We start from the raw sequence: 16,211 nt of genomic DNA on the forward strand, positions 1-16,211 counted from the left end.
GCCACACCATGACCACCACCGCCGCACGCCCCGGCACCGCCACGCCCGAACGCTTCTCCGTCCCCTGGTGGACCCGGGGCGACCTCAACGCCTTCTTCGGTCTCGCCTTCAACATCCTGGTCAACGTCCTCACCCTGACGTCGTTGTTGATCTTCGTCGTCCGGCTGCCCGCCGACCGCGTCCTGGGCACGGTCCTGCCCGCCCTGGGCATCGCCCTGATCGCCGGCAACGCCTACTACACCTTCCTGGCCAGGAGACTGGCCCGGAAGGAGCAGCGCACCGACGTCACCGCCCTGCCCTACGGCCCGAGCGTGCCGCACATGTTCATCGTCGTGTTCGTGATCATGCTGCCGATCTTCCTCGCCACCGGGGATCCGGTCCGGGCGTGGGAAGCGGGTCTCGCCTGGGCCTTCATCATCGGCGTGATCGTGCTGATCGGCGCCTTCGTCGGACCGTTCATCCGCAGGATCACCCCGAGGGCGGCGCTGCTCGGCACCCTGGCCGGGATCTCGCTGAGCTTCATCTCGATGCGGCCGGCCGGTCAGATCTGGGAGGCGGCGTGGATCGGCCTGCCCGTGCTGGGCATCATCCTCGTCGGCTTCTTCACCGACCTGAAGCTGCCCGGCGGGGTCCCGATCGGGCTGGCCGCACTGCTGGTCGGCACGGCGGTCGGCTGGATCGGCGGGTACCTGTCGGTGCCCGACGTCGCGTCCGCCGCCGCCGACGTCGCGATCGCCGTCCCGAGCCTCAACCTCTCGCTGCTGGCCGCCGGGCTGGGTGAGATGGCCCCGCTGCTGGCCACCGCCGTCCCGCTGGGGGTCTACAACTTCCTGGAGGCCATGAGCAACGTGGAGAGCGCGTCGGCTGCCGGCGACAGCTACAACCTGCGCAGCGTCCTGCTGGCCGACGGGACCGGCGCGATCATCGGCTCGGCCCTGGGCTCGCCGTTCCCCCCGGCGGTCTACATCGGCCACCCGGGCTGGAAGGAGGCCGGCGGCCGCGCGAGCTACTCGCTGGCGAGCGGGGCCTTCATCGCCGTGCTGTGCTTCGCCGGCCTGTTCGGCCTGCTCTCGACCGTGCTCCCGCTGCCCGCCATCGTGCCGATCCTGCTCTACATCGGCCTCCTCATCGGCGCCCAGGCGTTCCAGTCGACCCCGCGGCTGCACGCCGCCGCCGTGGTCGCCGCGATCATCCCCAACCTGGCGGCGTGGGGGGCCGGGCTGATCGACAACGCCCTCGCCGCCGCCGGCACCACGGCGGCCGAGGTCGGGGAGGCGGCGCTGGGCGACGCCGGGCTGGTCTACCACGGCCTGCACGTCCTGGGGCAGGGCGCGACCCTGGCCGGCATCGTCCTGGGCGCGATCGTCACCTTCGTGCTGGAGAAGCAGCTCCGACGGGCGGCCCTCGCCGCCCTCGTCGGCGCGGCGCTGTCCTGGATCGGCCTGCTGCACGCCGACCAGGTGGGCTGGGCGGCTGCGCCCGGCGTCGCCCTCGGCTACCTCCTGCTCGCCGCGACGATGGCCGGCTTCAGCCTGCTGCACCGGGTCGCGCCCGACGCGTCCGGCCCGACCCAGCCGCCAGCCACGGACGCCGTCGACGGCTCCGTCCCGGCCGAGGGCTGAGGAGTGGCGGTCGCGGGCACGGAGTGCTGGACGGCGGAACCGCACGTCCCGACAGCCCCGTCGGTCGAGCTGCTGGTGCTGGGCGCGCACCTCAGCGGCCAGCCCCTGAACCACGAGCTGCTCACCCTGGGCGGAGCCCTGGTCGGCACCGTCCGCACCGCCGCGACCTACCGGCTCTGGGCCCTGGCCACGGTGCCCCCGAAGCCGGGGCTGCTCCGTGTCGCCAGCGGCGGGGCCGCGGTCGTCGGGGAGCTCTGGGCGCTCCCCGCGGCCGCCTTCGGGCTGTTCGTCGCAGCCCTGCCCGCGCCGATGACCATCGGCTCGGTCGCGCTCGCCGACGGTCGCCGACGTCCGGGGTTCCTGGTCGAACCCGCCGCGACGGCCGACGCCCTCGACATCACCGCGCACGGGGGCTGGCGGCAGTACCTGGCGGGGCGGGTTCAGCCGGGCAGGTGATCGACGGACCAGCCGCCGGCGGTCCGCACGAACGCGGTCCGGTGGCTGGCCCCGTCGGCGCGGCCCTCCCAGAACACGTAGCGGTGCGGGACGACCTCGTAGCCGCACCAGGTCCCCGGCGGGTCGAGCGGGCCGTCGGGGGTCTCCGCCACCGCCACCGCCCAGGCCTGCTGCCGCTCCTCGTCGGGCAGCCGGGCGTGCTCGGCGTCGTTGACCCAGGCGAGGTGGCGCAGGTAGGCCGACCGGCGGCCGAAGGCCTCCCGGCTCTCGTCCGCGGCTTCCGGGACCGCCCGGCCCTGCACCACCAGCTGCTGGGCCCGCTCGGGGAGGACGATCACCAGCGAGACCCGGTCGTCGGCGGCCAGCTCCCGGGCCTTCGTGGAGCGGGCGTCGGTGTGGAAGCGGAAGCCCACCTCGCTGACGGCGGACAGCAGGACCGTCCGCGCCGACGGGCCGCCGTCGAGCCCGAGCGTCGCCAGGGTCATCAGCGGTCGCGCCGGGTCGTCGTCGGCCGGGAGCCACGAGCGGGCCCAGGCGTGCGGTCCGTCGACGAGCTCAGGGGAGACGCCGCGGCCTGAGCCTGTCGAAGGCCCTTCGGCAGGCTCAGGGAGCGGCGTGCCCGGCTCGGGGAGCGGTGGCGTCATCGCCGGTGCGCGAAGGCGGCGATCTCGTGCAGTGCGGCGACGGAGCCGGCCACCGAGGCCTCGAAGATCGCCTTGCCCGCCTCGGCGGTGGCCTGGGTGGGGTCGCCGATCACGCCGGAGTCGTCGAAGTCGTCGCTCAGCCAGCCGAAGGAGACGGGCTTGCCGTTGATGCCGAGGTACCGGAGCTCCGCCAGGTGCTCGGGCACGTGCCGCTCGGCCCGGTCCATGTGGACCAGGTCGGGGCGGACGTGCAGCACGAGCGACGTCTCGCCGTGCCCGGCGTGGATGCCGAGCCCCAGCTCGTCGGCACCGTCACCCCCGCCGGTCCCGGCCGTCTGGATCCCGGCCGGCATCGAGAAGGTGACCAGGCCGAAGCGGCGCCGCAGCTCGCGGTTCGCCACCTGCAGCAGGGCCGTGTTGCCGCCGTGGCCGTTCATGAAGACGAGCTTGCGGGCCGGGGTCGCCGCCACCGAGCGGCCGAGGTCCACCAGCGTCGACATCAGCGTGTCGTGGTTCAGCCACAGCGTGCCCGGCGCCCAGTGGTGCTCGTCGGACTTGGTGTAGGTCAGCGTGGGCAGCAGCCACAGGTCGAGCCCCTCGGCCACCCCCTGCTCCACCGCGGCCCTGGCCAGGGACTCCGCGAGCAGGGCGTCGGTGACCAGCGGCAGGTGGGGTCCGTGGTGCTCGACCGCCCCGGTGGGGAGGACGACCACCGAGTCGGCGGTCAGCGTGGACGCGACCGCCGGTCCGGACAGCTCGGCGAGCAGCCGGGTCACGACGACGACCCGACCGTGGTCCGGCCGCCCATCGTCTTGCCCGCGCCGGGGGCCAGCTCGGTGACCAGCTTGCCCGGGTTGAGCAGGCCCTGCGGGTCGGTCCGGGCGGCGAGGGCCCGGGTCCGCTCCACCTCGAAGTCGACGTGCCACTGGTGCGGGCTGTGCACGCCGACGCCGAGGGCGCGCAGGGCGTCGATCCCGGCGTAGACCTGCTCGGGGCTCACGTACACCCCGGCCAGCATGCCGATCGGCGACCCGTCGTACTGGGCCTCGATGTGCAGCATCCCGCCCTCGAACACCGCGTGCACCTCGTCGATCCGGTCGACCAGCGCGTGCCCACCCACCTCGAGGTGGAAGTAGCGCCCGGGCGCGGTCTTCTGCAGCCACTCGATCGGGTGGTTGTAGGACAGCGTGCTGATCTTGACGCACGGCTGCGGACCGGGCCGGACGTCCTCCACCCGGCCGCCCGCCGCCTGCACCAGCGCGGTCGCCTGCGGCAGCGTCGCCACGTCGAGGATCGCCCGCAGGCTGGCCCGGTCGGCCGGGATCGCCGGGTCGAACGGCAGCGCGTTCGCCAGGGTCGGCAGGTCACCCGAGACCAGCCGCGGCAGGGGGGTCAGCCCGCCGATCGGCCGCAGCACGCCGAGCAGGTCGTCGAAGGTGTCGAAGCTGGCGTAGAAGCCGTGCCAGTCGCGCACCGGGTCCAGCCGGACGGTCGCCCGCGCGATGATCCCGGTGACGCCGTAGTTGTGCAGGTAGGCCTGCGCCTCCTCACCCTCCACGTGCAGCAGCGTGGCGTCGGGGACGGCGTGCACGACGTCGAGCGCCGCGACGAAGCCCATGCTGTTGCTGCCGTGCTCGATCGAGCCGGTGCCGCCGGAGCCGCCCCCGAGGAACCCGCCGATGCTGGACTGCGCCGTCGACGGGTACATCCACAGCTCCTGCCCCGTCTCCCGGGCCGCCTGCTCCAGGCTGACCATCGACGCGCCGGCCTCGGCGGTGATGACGCCGTCACCGACCTCGACGACCGCGCGGGCCCGGGACACGTCCAGCACCAGCCCGCCGGGCATCGGGATCGCCTGGCCGTAGTTGCCGGTGCCCTTGCCACGCGGGGTGATCGCCACCCCGTGCCGGACGGCGGCGCCGACGACGGCCGCGATCTGCTCCGCGTCGGTGGGGAAGGCGACGACGTCGGCCATCCCCAGCGGCAGCTGCTCGACGATGATCGGCGACATCTTGGCGCCGTCCAGCGACGCCTTCTCCCGGACGCGGCGGTCCGTCGACACCCCGCGCGGACCGAGCAGCTCGACCAGCTCGGCGTGCAGGCTCTCGACCGACATCAGCGCACCCCTCCGGCCAGCACGGCGCTCATCCGGCCAGCCCGATCTCCGGGTCGAGGAACTCGTTGGTGACGAGGTCGTCGACGGTCAGGCCCTCCTGGGCGGGCGAGCCCAGCTTCTCCGCGATCGGCACCATCACGTCGAGGATCCCCTGCACGCGGGCGGTGTCGAAGTCACCGATCGTCGCGTTCCCGGCGTTGCCCACCAGGCCGAGCTTCTTCTGCTGCTCCTCGGAGAACGTGGCGACGCCCTCGGAGTAGACCCAGCCGGTGTCGTACTGCTCGACCAGGTCGAGGATCAGCGCGTTGGTCGCGGCGGAGTCGGCGTAGTAGTCGACCTCGGCCTGCTGCATGACCGGTACCAGCTTCTTGAGGCAGGGCGTCAGCTCCTCCAACCGGTCGGTGCGCACCGACATCGCGCCCGCGTAGATCTTCCAGCCGGCGTCGTGGATCAGCTGGAACGCGACCGGCTTGGCCCAGTCCTTGACCTCGTTCTCGTAGATGTAGGGCTCGGCGCTGGCGAAGCCCTGCTGCGCGTCCTTGCCCTGCGCGGCCACGAAGTTGGCAGGGGTGCCGTCGTAGCCCTCGTCGATCTGCTCGCGGTCCAGCTGGCCGCTGTCGACGAGGTACTCCACGTAGGAGTTGCCGCCGAACACGCGGACGATCGCCCCGGCCGCCTTGAGGTCCGCGATCGTCTTCACGTCCGGGTAGGTGGCCGGGTCCCACATGATGATCTGCGGGTTGATGTCCAGCGGGGCCATCACCGCCTTCACGGGCAGCTCCTGCGACGTCTGGATCTGGCCGTCGGTGCTCGCGTAGCCGAGGGTGATGTCGTCGTCCTTGTACATCTGCGCCGCCACCGCCTCGAAGCCGATGGCCGGGCCGCCCGCGCGGATCTCGACGTCGATGCCCGTCGCCTTGCCCTGGCTCATCAGCGGACCGCTGACCGTCTTGAGCTTGGTGTCGACCGTGTAGTCGGTGCCGAGCATCGCGTACTGCGCACCGTGCTCGGACTCGGGGTTCCAGTCCGTCTGGATGACGACGGTGGCCGGGCAGTCGGCCGAGAGGTCGACGGCGCCGGCCTCCGCGGCGACGGGCGCCGCCTCCTGCTCCTGGCTGGCACCAGAGCAGGCACCGAGCCCGACCAGGAGGGCGAGCGTGGCGACGGCGGCGAGGCGGTGGGACCGGGGAGCGAGCATAGTTCTCCTTCAGAGGCGGGTCGGGTCGAGCGGGCCCTTCGACGGGCTCAGGGCGCGGGGTGGGGCTCGGGATGCGGGGTGGGGCTCGGGATGCGGGGTGGGGCTCGGGACGCGGGGTGGGGCTCGGGACGCGGGGTGGGGCTCGGGACGCGGGGTCGGTCCTCCGACGGGCTCGGGGGCCGGTGGGTCAGGAGGACGGCTCGTACCAGCGGCCGACGGCCGCTTTCTGGATCCAGCCGAAGACCAGGAAGATCACGACGCCGAGCAGCGAGGCGGTGAGGACGGACGCCCACAGCTCGGCGGTCTGCAGCCGCGATGCGTAATTGTTGATCAAGATCCCGAGCCCGGCCTGCCCGCGTCGGAAGAAGAAGTCGCCGACGATGGCGCCGATCACCGCCAGCCCGGCGGAGATCCGCATGCCCGCGAAGATCGCCGGCATCGCCCCGGGGAACTGCAGCTTGGTGAGCACCGTCCAGCGGCTCGCCCCCTGCAGCTGGAACAGCTCGCGCTGGCTCTTGTCCGCCGCCTGCAGCCCGAACAGCGTGTTCGACACCATGGGGAACAGGGAGATGAGCACGCAGACCAGCACCCGGCTCGACAGGCTGTAGCCCAGGCTGGAGCCGATCAGCGGCACCAGGGCCAGGATCGGGATGCACTGCAGGATCACCGCGTAGGGGAAGAGCGACCGCTCCACCCAGCGGGCCTGGGACATGATCACCGCCCAGCCGATCCCGATCACGATGGAGATCGCCAGCCCGGTCAGGGCCACCCCGGTGGAGAGCGCCAGGGCGTCGAGCAGGTCACCGGTGATCGGCCGGTCCCGCGGGTCGGCCGGGAAGAAGGAGTCGACGACGATCCGCGTCGGGTCGGGCAGGATCGTCGTCCGGCCGATGGACTCCAGGTAGGCGGCCAGCGCGTACCAGACCACGAGGATGACGGCGAAGGCCGCGAGCGGCGGGCCGTAGACCTTCACCCGGTCCCCGCCGGTGCGGCCGGGGGTCGAGGGGACCTTCGGCTGGGCCTCGGCGGCCGCCTGCTTCACCGCCGTGGCGGTCACGAGTGGGCCCCGCGGAGCGCGTGCGAGACCTGGCCGCTGAGGGCCGCGAACTCCGGGGTGAACCGGAAGTCGGGGTCGCGCGGGTAGGTCTGGTCGACCTCGAAGGTGTCGACGATCCGGCCGGGGCGCCCGCTCATCACCACCACCCGCGTCGAGAGGTAGACCGCCTCGGCCACCGAGTGGGTGATGAACAGGCCGGCGAACCGGCGCTCGCCGAAGATCCGCAGGAGCTCGTCGCCGAGCCGTTCCCGGGTGATCTCGTCGAGCGCGCCGAACGGCTCGTCGAAGAGGAACAGCTCGGGGTCCAGGGTCAGCGACCGGGCGAGCGAGGTCCGCATCCGCATGCCGCCGGACAGCTGCTTGGGCAGCGACTTCTCGAACCCGCCGAGCCCGACCAGCTCGATGGCCTGCCGGGCCTGCTCGGCCCGGGCGGCCCGCGGCTGCTTGTTCAGCTCGGCCAGCAGCTCGACGTTCGCCTGCACGGTGCGCCACGGCAGCAGCGTCGCGTCCTGGAACACGTAGCCGATCCGCCTGGTGCCCAGCGCGACCGTGCCCTCGCTGGCCGTCTCCAGTCCGGAGGCGATCCGCAGCAGGGTGCTCTTGCCGCACCCGCTGGGCCCCACGACGGTCACGAACTCGCCGCGGCGCACGGTCAGGTCGACACCCGACAGCGCCACGGTCCCGTTGGGGAACTGCATGGCGACGCCGGCGAAGTCGACGAGCGACTCCCCCGCCGCGTCCGGCTCGGGACCCGCCGGCGCCCGCGGCCCGGCGGCAGGGGTGGTGGGTGCGGTCACCGGGAGGCCTCCAACGTGATGGCGGGTGGGACGGGCTCGGGGGAGACGGGCGCGGGAGCGAGGGGGGCCGACCACGGCAGCGCGACCTCGGTCGCCGTGGTCGTGCGGGCGACGACCCGACCGCCGCGCACCACCACCCGGTCGGCCGGGGCGTCGGCGACGACCGCGGCCAGGTCGGCGCCCCGGACGGCGAGCAGGTCGGCGACGGCGCCCACCACGGGACCGGCGACCGGCAGCCGCATCACCTCCCGGGCTCCGGAGCTGACCGCGGCGTAGGCCTCGGTGACGGTGAGGTGGCCGGCGACGACGAGCAGCATCGCGGTCTCCAGGGCGTCGCCGCGGCCCAGCGGGTTGAAGGGGTCGCGGACGTTGTCGGCTCCGGCGGCGAACCGGACGCCGGCGTCGAGCAGCTCCCGGGCCGGCGTCAGCCCGCGCGGGGTCGACGTGGGGTGCTGCCAGCCCTGCAGGTACAGGTTGGTGATCGGGTTGGCGATGACCCCGACGTCGCTGGCCAGCACCTCGGCGATCACCCGGGCACGCTCACGCCCGGGCAGGGTGCCGAGGCGGCAGCAGTGCCCGGCGGAGACGTTGACCGTCCAGCCGCGGACGGCGCGGGCGAACGCGTCGAGCGTCACGGGGCCGTCCAGGGACTCGTCGACGTGCAGGTCGACCCCGACGCCGCGGCGCTCCGCGATGGCCAGCAGCCGCGCCAGGTCGTCGTGCGGGTCCAGGGCCAGGTGGCAGGCGCCGCCCACCAGGTCGACGCCGAGGTCGAGGGCCTCCTCCACGGCGCGGTCCGTGGTCTCCGGCCCGGCCAGGGCGACCAGCTCGAGGTCCAGCAGCGGGGCCAGCTCCTCGCGGACCCGGACCAGCGCCCGGGTGCCGAGCGTCGGGTCGTCGCCGGTGCGGATGTCGACGTGGGAGCGGATCGCTGTCGTGCCGGCGGCCAGCATGGCGAGGGCCTGCGCGCGGGCGCGGGCCGCCACGTCGTCCTCGGTCATGGTGGCGGCGTGGGCCCGCCAGGCGGCGATGGCGCTGCCCAGGTCCCCCATCGGGGGCCGGATCGCGTCCCAGGACCGGGCCTTGTCGAGGTGGGCGTGGGGGTCGGCGGTGGCCGGCAGCAGCAGGTGGCCGTCGAGGTCCAGCTCGGCCGCGGTCGGCTCGGCCTGCCCGGCCGGCAGCACCGCGACCACCCGCCCGGCGGCGATCTCGACGTCGACGCGGGACCCGTCGGCCAGGGTCGCGTTCCTGAGCAGCGACAGCTCCGCGGGACCCGGCACCTGCTCCCCCTCCCGCTGGCGACGTCGACGACGCCGATGTCGAGGACGCTAGGGAGCCGATGTTCCGGTCGTGTGACTGCCCGATTCCCGGGCGGTAAAAGCCTGCCGGCGGCCCGGAGGAGCCGGTCCCGCCGGGCGGCTCCGGGCAGGAGCCCGGGTCCCCCACGTCCTACAGTCGAGCCTCGATGGAGACCCGCAGCCAGGAGGCCCCGTGAGCGGCATGTTCAGCGACGTCGAGCGCGACTGCGTCATCAGCGTCCACCGGCAGGTCGCCGACGACGTGGTGCTGCTGGAGCTGGTCGCGCAGAACGGCCGCGACCTGCCGCCGTGGGAGCCGGGCTCGCACGTCGACCTGCTGCTGACGGGCTCCACCACCGACGTGCTGGAGCGGCAGTACTCGCTGTGCGGTGACCCGGCCGACCGGTCGCGCTACCGGGTCGCGGTGCTGCGGGAGGTCGACGGCCGGGGCGGTTCGGCGGCCGTGCACAGCGACCTCCGCGAGGGCGCACCGCTCCGGATCCGCGGACCGCGCAACCACTTCGTCTTCGAGCCGCCGCCGGGAGCGCCCGTCGTCCTCGTGGCCGGCGGTATCGGCATCACCCCGTTCCTGTCCATGGCGGCGGCCGCCGACGCCGACGGCCGGGACCTGACCCTGCTCTACGCCGGCCGGTCCCGCCGGCGGATGGCCTTCGTCGACGACCTGGTCCGGCGCTACGGCGACCGCGTCCGGGTGCACGTCAGCGACGAGGCCACCCGGCTGGACGTCGCGGTCACGCTGGCGACGCTGCCGTCGACGGCGCACGTGTACGCGTGCGGCCCCGTCGCGCTGATCAGCGCGGTGGAGGGAGCCTGGGGCGACCGGCCGTCCTCGCAGCTGCACGTCGAGCACTTCGAGGCCAAGGAGTTCGGCCCCCCGGTCTGGCAGGAGCCGTTCGAGCTGGAGCTGGCGCTCACCGGGGTCACCGCCCTGGTGCCCCTGGAGAAGACGGTGCTCGACGTGGTGGAGGAGCAGGGTGTCCTCGTGGTCTCCTCGTGCCGCAAGGGCACCTGCGGGACCTGCGAAACCCCGGTGCTGGAGGGCGAGGTGGAGCACCGCGACTCCGTGCTGACCCCCGACGAGCAGGAGGCGGCCGACACGATGATGATCTGCGTCTCCCGGGCCGCCGGGCCGCGGCTGGTGCTGGACCTCTGACCCGCTGGCCACCTCCTCGCCGCAACTTCTGGCGGTTCGACCACCCCCAGGGTGGTCCAGGCGCCAGAAGTCCGACCGTCAGCGACCGACGCGGGCCCGGAGGCCGGCGACGACGGACTGCTCGTCGGCGCTGACCAGGCGGCCGTCGCGGACGACCACCCGCCCGGCGACGACGACGTGCCGGGGCCGGCGGCCGGGGGCGGCCCAGAGCAGCCCGTCGACGGGGTCGGCGACCCCCGCGTCGGCGACCCCGGAGACGTCCCAGACGCAGAGGTCGGCGGCCGCGCCGGGGCGCAGGTGGCCGAGCTCGGGCCGGCCCAGGCCGGCGGCCGACCCCGTCGTCGCCATCTCCAGCACCTCCCGGGCGGCCAGCGCCCCGCCCCCCAGCGGGGCGACCTGCATCGCCAGCCGCGCGTCGGCCAGCAGGTGCCCGGCGTCGTTGCTGCCGCCGCCGCTGGTCCCCAGCCCGACCGGGACGCCGGCCACCCGGAGCGCGGCGACCGGGGCGACGCCCCAGCCCATCGGCAGGTCGCAGCCGGGGGCGTGCGTCGCGGTCGCCCCCGCGTCGGCGATCCGCTCGACCTCGGCCGGCGTCACGTCGCAGAGGTGGGCGAGGGTGACGTCGGGGGCCAGCCACCCCCACGCGGCGAGCAGCTCGAGCGGACGGCGGCCGTACCGCTCGGCGGCGACCGCCACGTCCACCTGCTCGTTGCTCTGGGTCCGCCGGCGCAGCCCGAACCGGGCCGCGACCTCCCCCAGCAGGCGGAAGGTCTCCTCGCCGTCGCTGTGCACCCCGGCCGGGCCGACGGCCAGCTGCAGCAGCCCGTCCGCGCTGACCCCGTCGGGCCGGCCGGGCACCAGGGCCTCCGCGATCGCGGTCGCGGAGGCCGCGGCGGTCTCCGGGTCGTCCCGCGCGGTGCCGCGGACGAACACGAGCCGGGCGCCCAGCGACCGGGCCGCCGCGGCGGTGGCCCGGGCCATCCCGACGGTGTCGGCGCCGGCCGGCCAGGTGAGGTGGTGGTCGGCGACGGTCGTGACCCCGCAGAGCAGCGCCTCCGCCAACCCGGCCCGGGCGGCCACCGAGCACAGCTCCGGGTCCACCCCTGCCGCCGCGTAGGCGGCGGCCATCGTGGGCAGCCACGTCGCCATGGGCACGCCGCGGGTGCCCGGCAGGGTCCGGAACGCCGTCTGCAGGAGGTGGTGGTGCGCGTTGACCAGCCCCGGCGTCACGACGCAGCCGTCAGCCTCCAGGACCTCGGCGCCCGGCGCAGGCTCCACGCTCACCCGGCCGTCGACGACGTGCACCGGCGCGGTCGACCGCCCGACCCCGTCGACGACCACCACCGCGGCCCCCACGACCGAGAGCGCCCGCTGTCCGGCCCCGTCCGCATCCGTCATGGCGGCAGTCTGACGCGCCCCCGTGCCGGCCGGCCGAGCCGGGGCGCTCAGCGCGGCGGCAGCGAGCGGGCGAAGGCCAGACCGTGGTCGAGCCAGCCGTCGAGGTCCGCGTCGTCGACGGAGCCGTCGACGTCGGCGTGCACCCAGCCGGTCATCGGCCGGCCCCGCATGACGAACGGGCCCACCCGCGGGTCCCGCTCCAGCGCCTCCTGGTCGCTCGCGTCGCAGCGGACCAGGAGGCCGCCCTGGCCGCTGGCGCTGACGGCGAGGTGCCCGGCCACCAGGAAGGCGAGCCCGCCGAACATCCGCCGCTCGGTCACGTCGGCTTCCGACGCCAGCCGCTCCCGCAGCCGGTCGGCCAGCTCGAGGTCGTACGTCACGCCCGCAGTATGGCGGCCTCGGGGCGTCGCGGGAAGGTGGTCAGGCCGCGGCGACGGGGTCGTGGCAAGTGTCGGCCCCGCTGCCGTGCCGGGGGTGGCGGTGCCGCCGGCCCCCGTAGATGACGGCGCCGCAGGTGCAGGACGCCCAGTCGCACCGACGGTTGCTGCAGTGCGGGCTGGTGGTGTCGAGGTTGGTGCAGTGCGGGCAGACGACGTGCCGGGCCGCGAGCCAGGCCGTCCGCCGGCCCTGCGGCTCGGCCGGGCGGCCACTCAGGGTGAGGACGTGGAACCAGCGGGTCCAGACCGGGTGGGGGATCACGAGACGCTCCGGCGTACGAGGCGGACGGCGGGCTGCGGGACGAGAGGAGCTACGGGCACGGGTGGCACTTCCGGAGAGCACGGTGTCGAGGACAGGACACGCCGCCGTCGCCGTGCCCTGCGCCCGGGGGTACCCACCGCCGGTGGAGCGCACACACCGTCGGACCGACGGCCCGTGTGCTGCACGTCACCCCGCTCGCCCCGGAATACCCGGCCCCGACCGCTGGTTGTGCAGACCAGTGCCGTCCGGTGCAAGACCCCCGGGCCTCACCCCTTCGCCGCTTCGAGCGGCCACTCGCCGAGAGGCGTCTGCCGGGCGGCACCCCATCTTCCTCCTCAGCACGCCGCTGAAGGGCCCCAGTCGCCCGCGGCCAGCAGTGCTCCCACCTCCAGATCGGCGATCGCCTGCGCGTAGCGCGGGAACACGACGTCCCAGAACCCACCGCGCGGACCGACCTGCACCCCGACGGCACCGGCCAGCCGGGCCGCCGGCAGCAGCAGGGCCAGCCGGTAGTCGTCCCACAGCCGCTCGAACGGGTAGCCGGTGGTGCCCAGCGCCACGAGGCGCCTGTGATAGCCGCGCAGCAGCTCGCGCTCGGCCGCCCGGCGCTGCTCGGGCACGCAGGAGCCGGCCAGCAACCAGGCGACGTCGACCGCCGGCCGGCCCCGCGTCGCGGCCTGCCAGTCGATCACGGCGACGGACCGGTCGCCGTCGGCCTCGGGGAAGAACAGGTTGGGGCCGTCGAGGTCCTGGTGGACGAGGGTGCGGGGCGGCGTCAGCAGCAGGTACCCGGCGACCGCCTCGAGGTGCTCGCTCAACAGCGCTCCGGCCTGCTCGATCTCCGCGGTGACCGGGACCGACAGCCGGGCGAGGAAGGTCGGCCACGTCGCGTCCACCAGGTCGTGCAGGTGCGGCACCGACAGCGGTCCGCGCAGCTCCAGCCAGTCCTCCGCCGCGATCCGCGGGTCCTCCCACCAGGCCACGTGGACGGCGGCGATCGCGTCGAGGACCAGCCGCAGGTCCGCGACGGTCGCGCCGTCCAGCCAGTCGCCGTGGTCCGCGGGCGCCAGGTCCTCCAGCAGGAGCACCGCCGCCCCGTCCGCGAGGTCGACCGCGGCGGCGTGGCAGCGCGGGGTGCGGACCGGGGTGTCCGCCGCCAGCTCGCGGTAGAAACGGACCTCGCGCTCGACGTAGCCGAGCGAGTGCACGAGGGCGCGCACGTACGGGTCGGGCGAGGAGAACTTCGCCACCAGCGTGGCCGGCGCACCCGGCGCCGCCCCGTCGTAGGTCAGCCGCAGCCGGACCAGGACCCCCGTCATCCCCCGCTCCGGGTGCAGGGGCTCCGAGCCGAAGCCGGCGACCCGCCCCTCGGGCAGGGCGCCCGATGCGCGCAGCCGCTCCGTCAGCCAGCCGGCCGTCAGCTCCTCGGGCTGACGCGGGTAGGCCTCGGCGCCGGCCCCACCGTCCATGCCCACCCCCCTCGTGACCGGCGACGACCCCTCAGACGGCGAGCGCCCGCACCGCCAGCACGTCGGGCAGGTGCGCGGCCAGCTGGTCCCAGGAGTCGCCGTCGTCGAGGCTGGCGAACACCGAACCGTCCCGCGCCCCGAGGTAGAGCCCGGCCTGGTCGCCGTGGTCGGTCGTCATCGCGTCCCGCATGACCGCGGCCCAGAAGTCGTCGGGCAGACCGCGACCCGACGGCGTCCAGCTCTCCCCGGCGTCGGTCGACCGCCAGACCCGGGCCCGGCCCTCCGGCGGGATCCGGGCGCCGTCGGCGACCAGCGGGAACACGTAGACGGTCTCCGGCTGGTGGGGGTGCACGACGATCGGGAACCCGAAGTCGGCGGGCAGCCCGTCGGCGATGGAGACCCAGCGGTCGCCGCCGTCGTCGGAGCGGTAGACGCCGTGGTGGTTCTGCGCGAAGAGCCGCTGCGGGGCGGCGGGGTGCGCGGCCACCTTGTGCACGCACTGCCCGAACTCCGGCCACGGGTCAGGGAAGAAGTAGGCCTTGATCCCCTGGTTCGCCGGCGCCCAGGTGCCACCGCCGTCGGCGGTCCGGTAGACGCCGCCCGTCGACATGGCCACCGTGACCTGCTGGGGGTTCTCGGGGTGCGGCACGATCGTGTGGATGGCCTGACCGCCGAACCCGGCCCCCCACTCCTCCCGGTGCGGGTGGTCCCACAGCGAGCGGACCAGCGTGAACGACTCGCCGCGGTCCTCGGAGCGGAACAGCGCCGACGGCTGCGTGCCGGCCCAGACGACGTCCGGCTCCACCACCGACGGCTGGATCTGCCAGACCCGCTCGACGCTGCTGCCGAGGTCGGCCGGGAACCGCACGGCGGCCCCGTGCGCCTCGGTCCAGCTCGCGCCCAGGTCGTCGGAGTAGTAGATGCCGGGCCCCCAGTGCTCGCTGGTGCCGCCGGCGAACAGCCGCGGGACGGCGCCGCGGTCGTCGACGCCGAGCCCGTAGATGCCCTGCATCAAGAACTCCGGCGCCGACCACGTCCAGCGGTCCCGGTCGTCCGACCGCCCGATCCACAGCCCCTTCTTGGTCCCCACCAGCAGCACTGCTCCGCTCATGCCCGCTCCTCGCTCGTACGCCCGTCCTGGCCTCGTCGCCGTGGGACGCGCAGGGTGATGACGGGCAGACCGCTGTCGGTGGTCGAACTCATCGGCCCCGCGCCGGGCACCCGGACCGGTCCGGTGGCCGACCGTCGCGGCCACCGAGCCGGCCCCCCTGGGTGTTTCCCCCTGGCACCCGGCCGGAGCCGGGTGCGTCCTGCACCGGGAGCGGGCTGCGGCTCCCCCGAGACCGCGGCCCGCTCCCGGAGCCTGTCGTGGTGGTCCGGTCAGCCCCGTCCCACCAGGTGCGCGAGCCCCGTGCCGGCCAGCGCCAGTCGCGGGAGCTCGACCGCGTGCCCCGTCACGTCCACCCCGCTGCCCGCCGCCTCCGGGATGTGCACGGAGAGCTGGCTCGGCCGGCCCAGCTCCTCGCCCTGGAAGACCGCGATGGTGCTGGGCAGGGGCACGGCCCCGAGGGCCCGCAGGTAGCCGCCCAGCGCGGCGGCCGCCGCCCCGGTCGCCGGGTCCTCGACCACCCCGCCCGGCGGGAAGGGGTTGCGCGCGAAGAAGGCCGACGGCGAGGCGCGCCAGACGAGGTCCACCGTCGTCCAGCCGCGCCAGCTCATCAGCGTCCGGAGGGCGGCGAAGTCGTAGACCAGGTCCGCCAGCCGAGCGCGCTCGCGGACGGCGATCACGGGGTGCCAGGCCCCGGCGAAGGCCACCCGTGGCGGCAACGCCGGGTCGAGGTCGGTCGCCGACCAGCCCAGCGCCGCGAGCAGCGCCTCCAGGTCGGCGGCCGGCAGCGCGGCGACCTGGGTCGGCACGCTGGTCAGGGTGGCGGCCAGCATCCCGCAGGTCGACGACGTGGTCTGCACGCTGACCCGGCCCGACCGGGTGTGCAGCGTCATCGTGCCCGGACCGTGCCGCTCGGCGTGCGCCACCGCCGCCGCGATGGTCGCGTGCCCGCAGAACGACACCTCGGCCCGGGGGCTGAAGTACCGCACGACGTAGTCGTCGTCACCGACCGGGAACAGGAAGGCCGTCTCGGAGTAGCCGACGTCCGCGGCGACCCGTTGCATCACCTCGGAGTCCGCGCCCGTGGCGTCGAGCACTACTCCCGCCGGGTTCCCCCCGGCGGGGTGCTGGCTGAAGGCGGTGTACCTCAGCACGTCCACGGCGGCCCCCCCGAC

General features: G+C 74.7%; 16 protein-coding genes. 3 read left to right on the forward strand and 13 right to left on the reverse strand.

Annotation, left to right across the window (positions count from 1 at the left end; translation table 11 throughout):
* Positions 1-8: 8 nt before the first annotated feature.
* Together BLT72_RS19010 and BLT72_RS19015 are read left to right on the forward strand one after the other, a co-directional pair.
* Positions 9-1,622, forward strand: a complete 1,614-nt coding sequence (locus tag BLT72_RS19010) for a regulator (RefSeq protein ID WP_197677098.1) — start codon at positions 9-11, stop codon at positions 1,620-1,622.
* 3 nt (positions 1,623-1,625) lie between these two features.
* Positions 1,626-2,078 (forward strand): allophanate hydrolase-related protein, encoded by a 453-nt coding sequence (locus BLT72_RS19015; protein ID WP_091414857.1) that lies wholly within the window; start codon positions 1,626-1,628, stop codon positions 2,076-2,078.
* On the opposite strand, the gene BLT72_RS19020 is transcribed toward BLT72_RS19015, so the two are convergent.
* The 7 genes from BLT72_RS19020 to BLT72_RS19050 form a co-directional block, all read right to left on the reverse strand.
* Positions 2,063-2,722, reverse strand: coding sequence for a pyridoxine/pyridoxamine 5'-phosphate oxidase (locus tag BLT72_RS19020; protein WP_091414859.1), 660 nt, complete (start codon positions 2,720-2,722; stop codon positions 2,063-2,065). The genes BLT72_RS19015 and BLT72_RS19020 overlap by 16 nt on opposite strands.
* Positions 2,719-3,498 carry a creatininase family protein gene (locus tag BLT72_RS19025; protein WP_091414861.1) on the reverse strand — a complete coding sequence of 260 codons (780 nt, stop codon included), beginning with the start codon at positions 3,496-3,498 and terminating at the stop codon, positions 2,719-2,721. Before BLT72_RS19025 ends, BLT72_RS19020 begins: the two co-directional genes overlap by 4 nt.
* A complete protein-coding gene (locus BLT72_RS19030) occupies positions 3,495-4,838 on the reverse strand; it encodes an FAD-binding oxidoreductase (RefSeq protein WP_091414863.1) in 1,344 nt (447 codons plus the stop codon). Before BLT72_RS19030 ends, BLT72_RS19025 begins: the two co-directional genes overlap by 4 nt.
* A 28-nt stretch (positions 4,839-4,866) precedes the next feature.
* A complete protein-coding gene (locus tag BLT72_RS19035) occupies positions 4,867-6,036 on the reverse strand; it encodes a type 2 periplasmic-binding domain-containing protein (RefSeq protein WP_091414865.1) in 1,170 nt (389 codons plus the stop codon).
* A gap of 187 nt (positions 6,037-6,223) precedes the next feature.
* On the reverse strand, positions 6,224-7,093 hold the full coding sequence (locus BLT72_RS19040; RefSeq protein ID WP_091414867.1) for an ABC transporter permease: 870 nt from the start codon (positions 7,091-7,093) through the stop codon (positions 6,224-6,226).
* Positions 7,090-7,890 carry an ABC transporter ATP-binding protein gene (locus tag BLT72_RS19045; RefSeq protein ID WP_231930160.1) on the reverse strand — a complete coding sequence of 267 codons (801 nt, stop codon included), beginning with the start codon at positions 7,888-7,890 and terminating at the stop codon, positions 7,090-7,092. Before BLT72_RS19045 ends, BLT72_RS19040 begins: the two co-directional genes overlap by 4 nt.
* On the reverse strand, positions 7,887-9,170 hold the full coding sequence (locus tag BLT72_RS19050; protein WP_091414869.1) for an amidohydrolase family protein: 1,284 nt from the start codon (positions 9,168-9,170) through the stop codon (positions 7,887-7,889). Before BLT72_RS19050 ends, BLT72_RS19045 begins: the two co-directional genes overlap by 4 nt.
* Before the next feature lie 220 nt (positions 9,171-9,390).
* Here BLT72_RS19050 and BLT72_RS19055 point away from each other — a divergent pair, with 220 nt between their 5' ends.
* Positions 9,391-10,362: a PDR/VanB family oxidoreductase gene (locus tag BLT72_RS19055; RefSeq protein WP_091417910.1), complete on the forward strand. Its 972-nt coding sequence runs from the start codon at positions 9,391-9,393 to the stop codon at positions 10,360-10,362.
* A gap of 78 nt (positions 10,363-10,440) precedes the next feature.
* Here the strand turns inward: BLT72_RS19055 and BLT72_RS19060 are convergent, their stop codons facing one another.
* From BLT72_RS19060 to BLT72_RS19085, 6 genes are all read right to left on the reverse strand, one after another.
* Positions 10,441-11,760, reverse strand: a complete 1,320-nt coding sequence (locus BLT72_RS19060) for an amidohydrolase family protein (protein ID WP_091414871.1) — start codon at positions 11,758-11,760, stop codon at positions 10,441-10,443.
* A 47-nt stretch (positions 11,761-11,807) separates the two neighbouring features.
* Complete coding sequence (locus BLT72_RS19065; RefSeq protein WP_091414873.1) at positions 11,808-12,140, reverse strand: TfoX/Sxy family protein; 333 nt, start codon at positions 12,138-12,140, stop codon at positions 11,808-11,810.
* A 40-nt stretch (positions 12,141-12,180) separates the two neighbouring features.
* Positions 12,181-12,459 carry a hypothetical protein gene (locus BLT72_RS19070; RefSeq protein WP_091414875.1) on the reverse strand — a complete coding sequence of 93 codons (279 nt, stop codon included), beginning with the start codon at positions 12,457-12,459 and terminating at the stop codon, positions 12,181-12,183.
* A gap of 335 nt (positions 12,460-12,794) precedes the next feature.
* A complete protein-coding gene (locus BLT72_RS19075) occupies positions 12,795-13,928 on the reverse strand; it encodes a phosphotransferase (RefSeq protein WP_091414877.1) in 1,134 nt (377 codons plus the stop codon).
* A 31-nt stretch (positions 13,929-13,959) separates the two neighbouring features.
* Positions 13,960-15,039: a WD40/YVTN/BNR-like repeat-containing protein gene (locus tag BLT72_RS19080; RefSeq protein ID WP_091414879.1), complete on the reverse strand. Its 1,080-nt coding sequence runs from the start codon at positions 15,037-15,039 to the stop codon at positions 13,960-13,962.
* A 269-nt stretch (positions 15,040-15,308) separates the two neighbouring features.
* Positions 15,309-16,196, reverse strand: coding sequence for a PhzF family phenazine biosynthesis isomerase (locus BLT72_RS19085; RefSeq protein WP_091414881.1), 888 nt, complete (start codon positions 16,194-16,196; stop codon positions 15,309-15,311).
* Between the last annotated feature and the right edge of the window lie 15 nt (positions 16,197-16,211).

The organism is Friedmanniella luteola (genome assembly GCF_900105065.1).
Lineage (GTDB): Bacteria > Actinomycetota > Actinomycetes > Propionibacteriales > Propionibacteriaceae > Microlunatus > Microlunatus luteolus.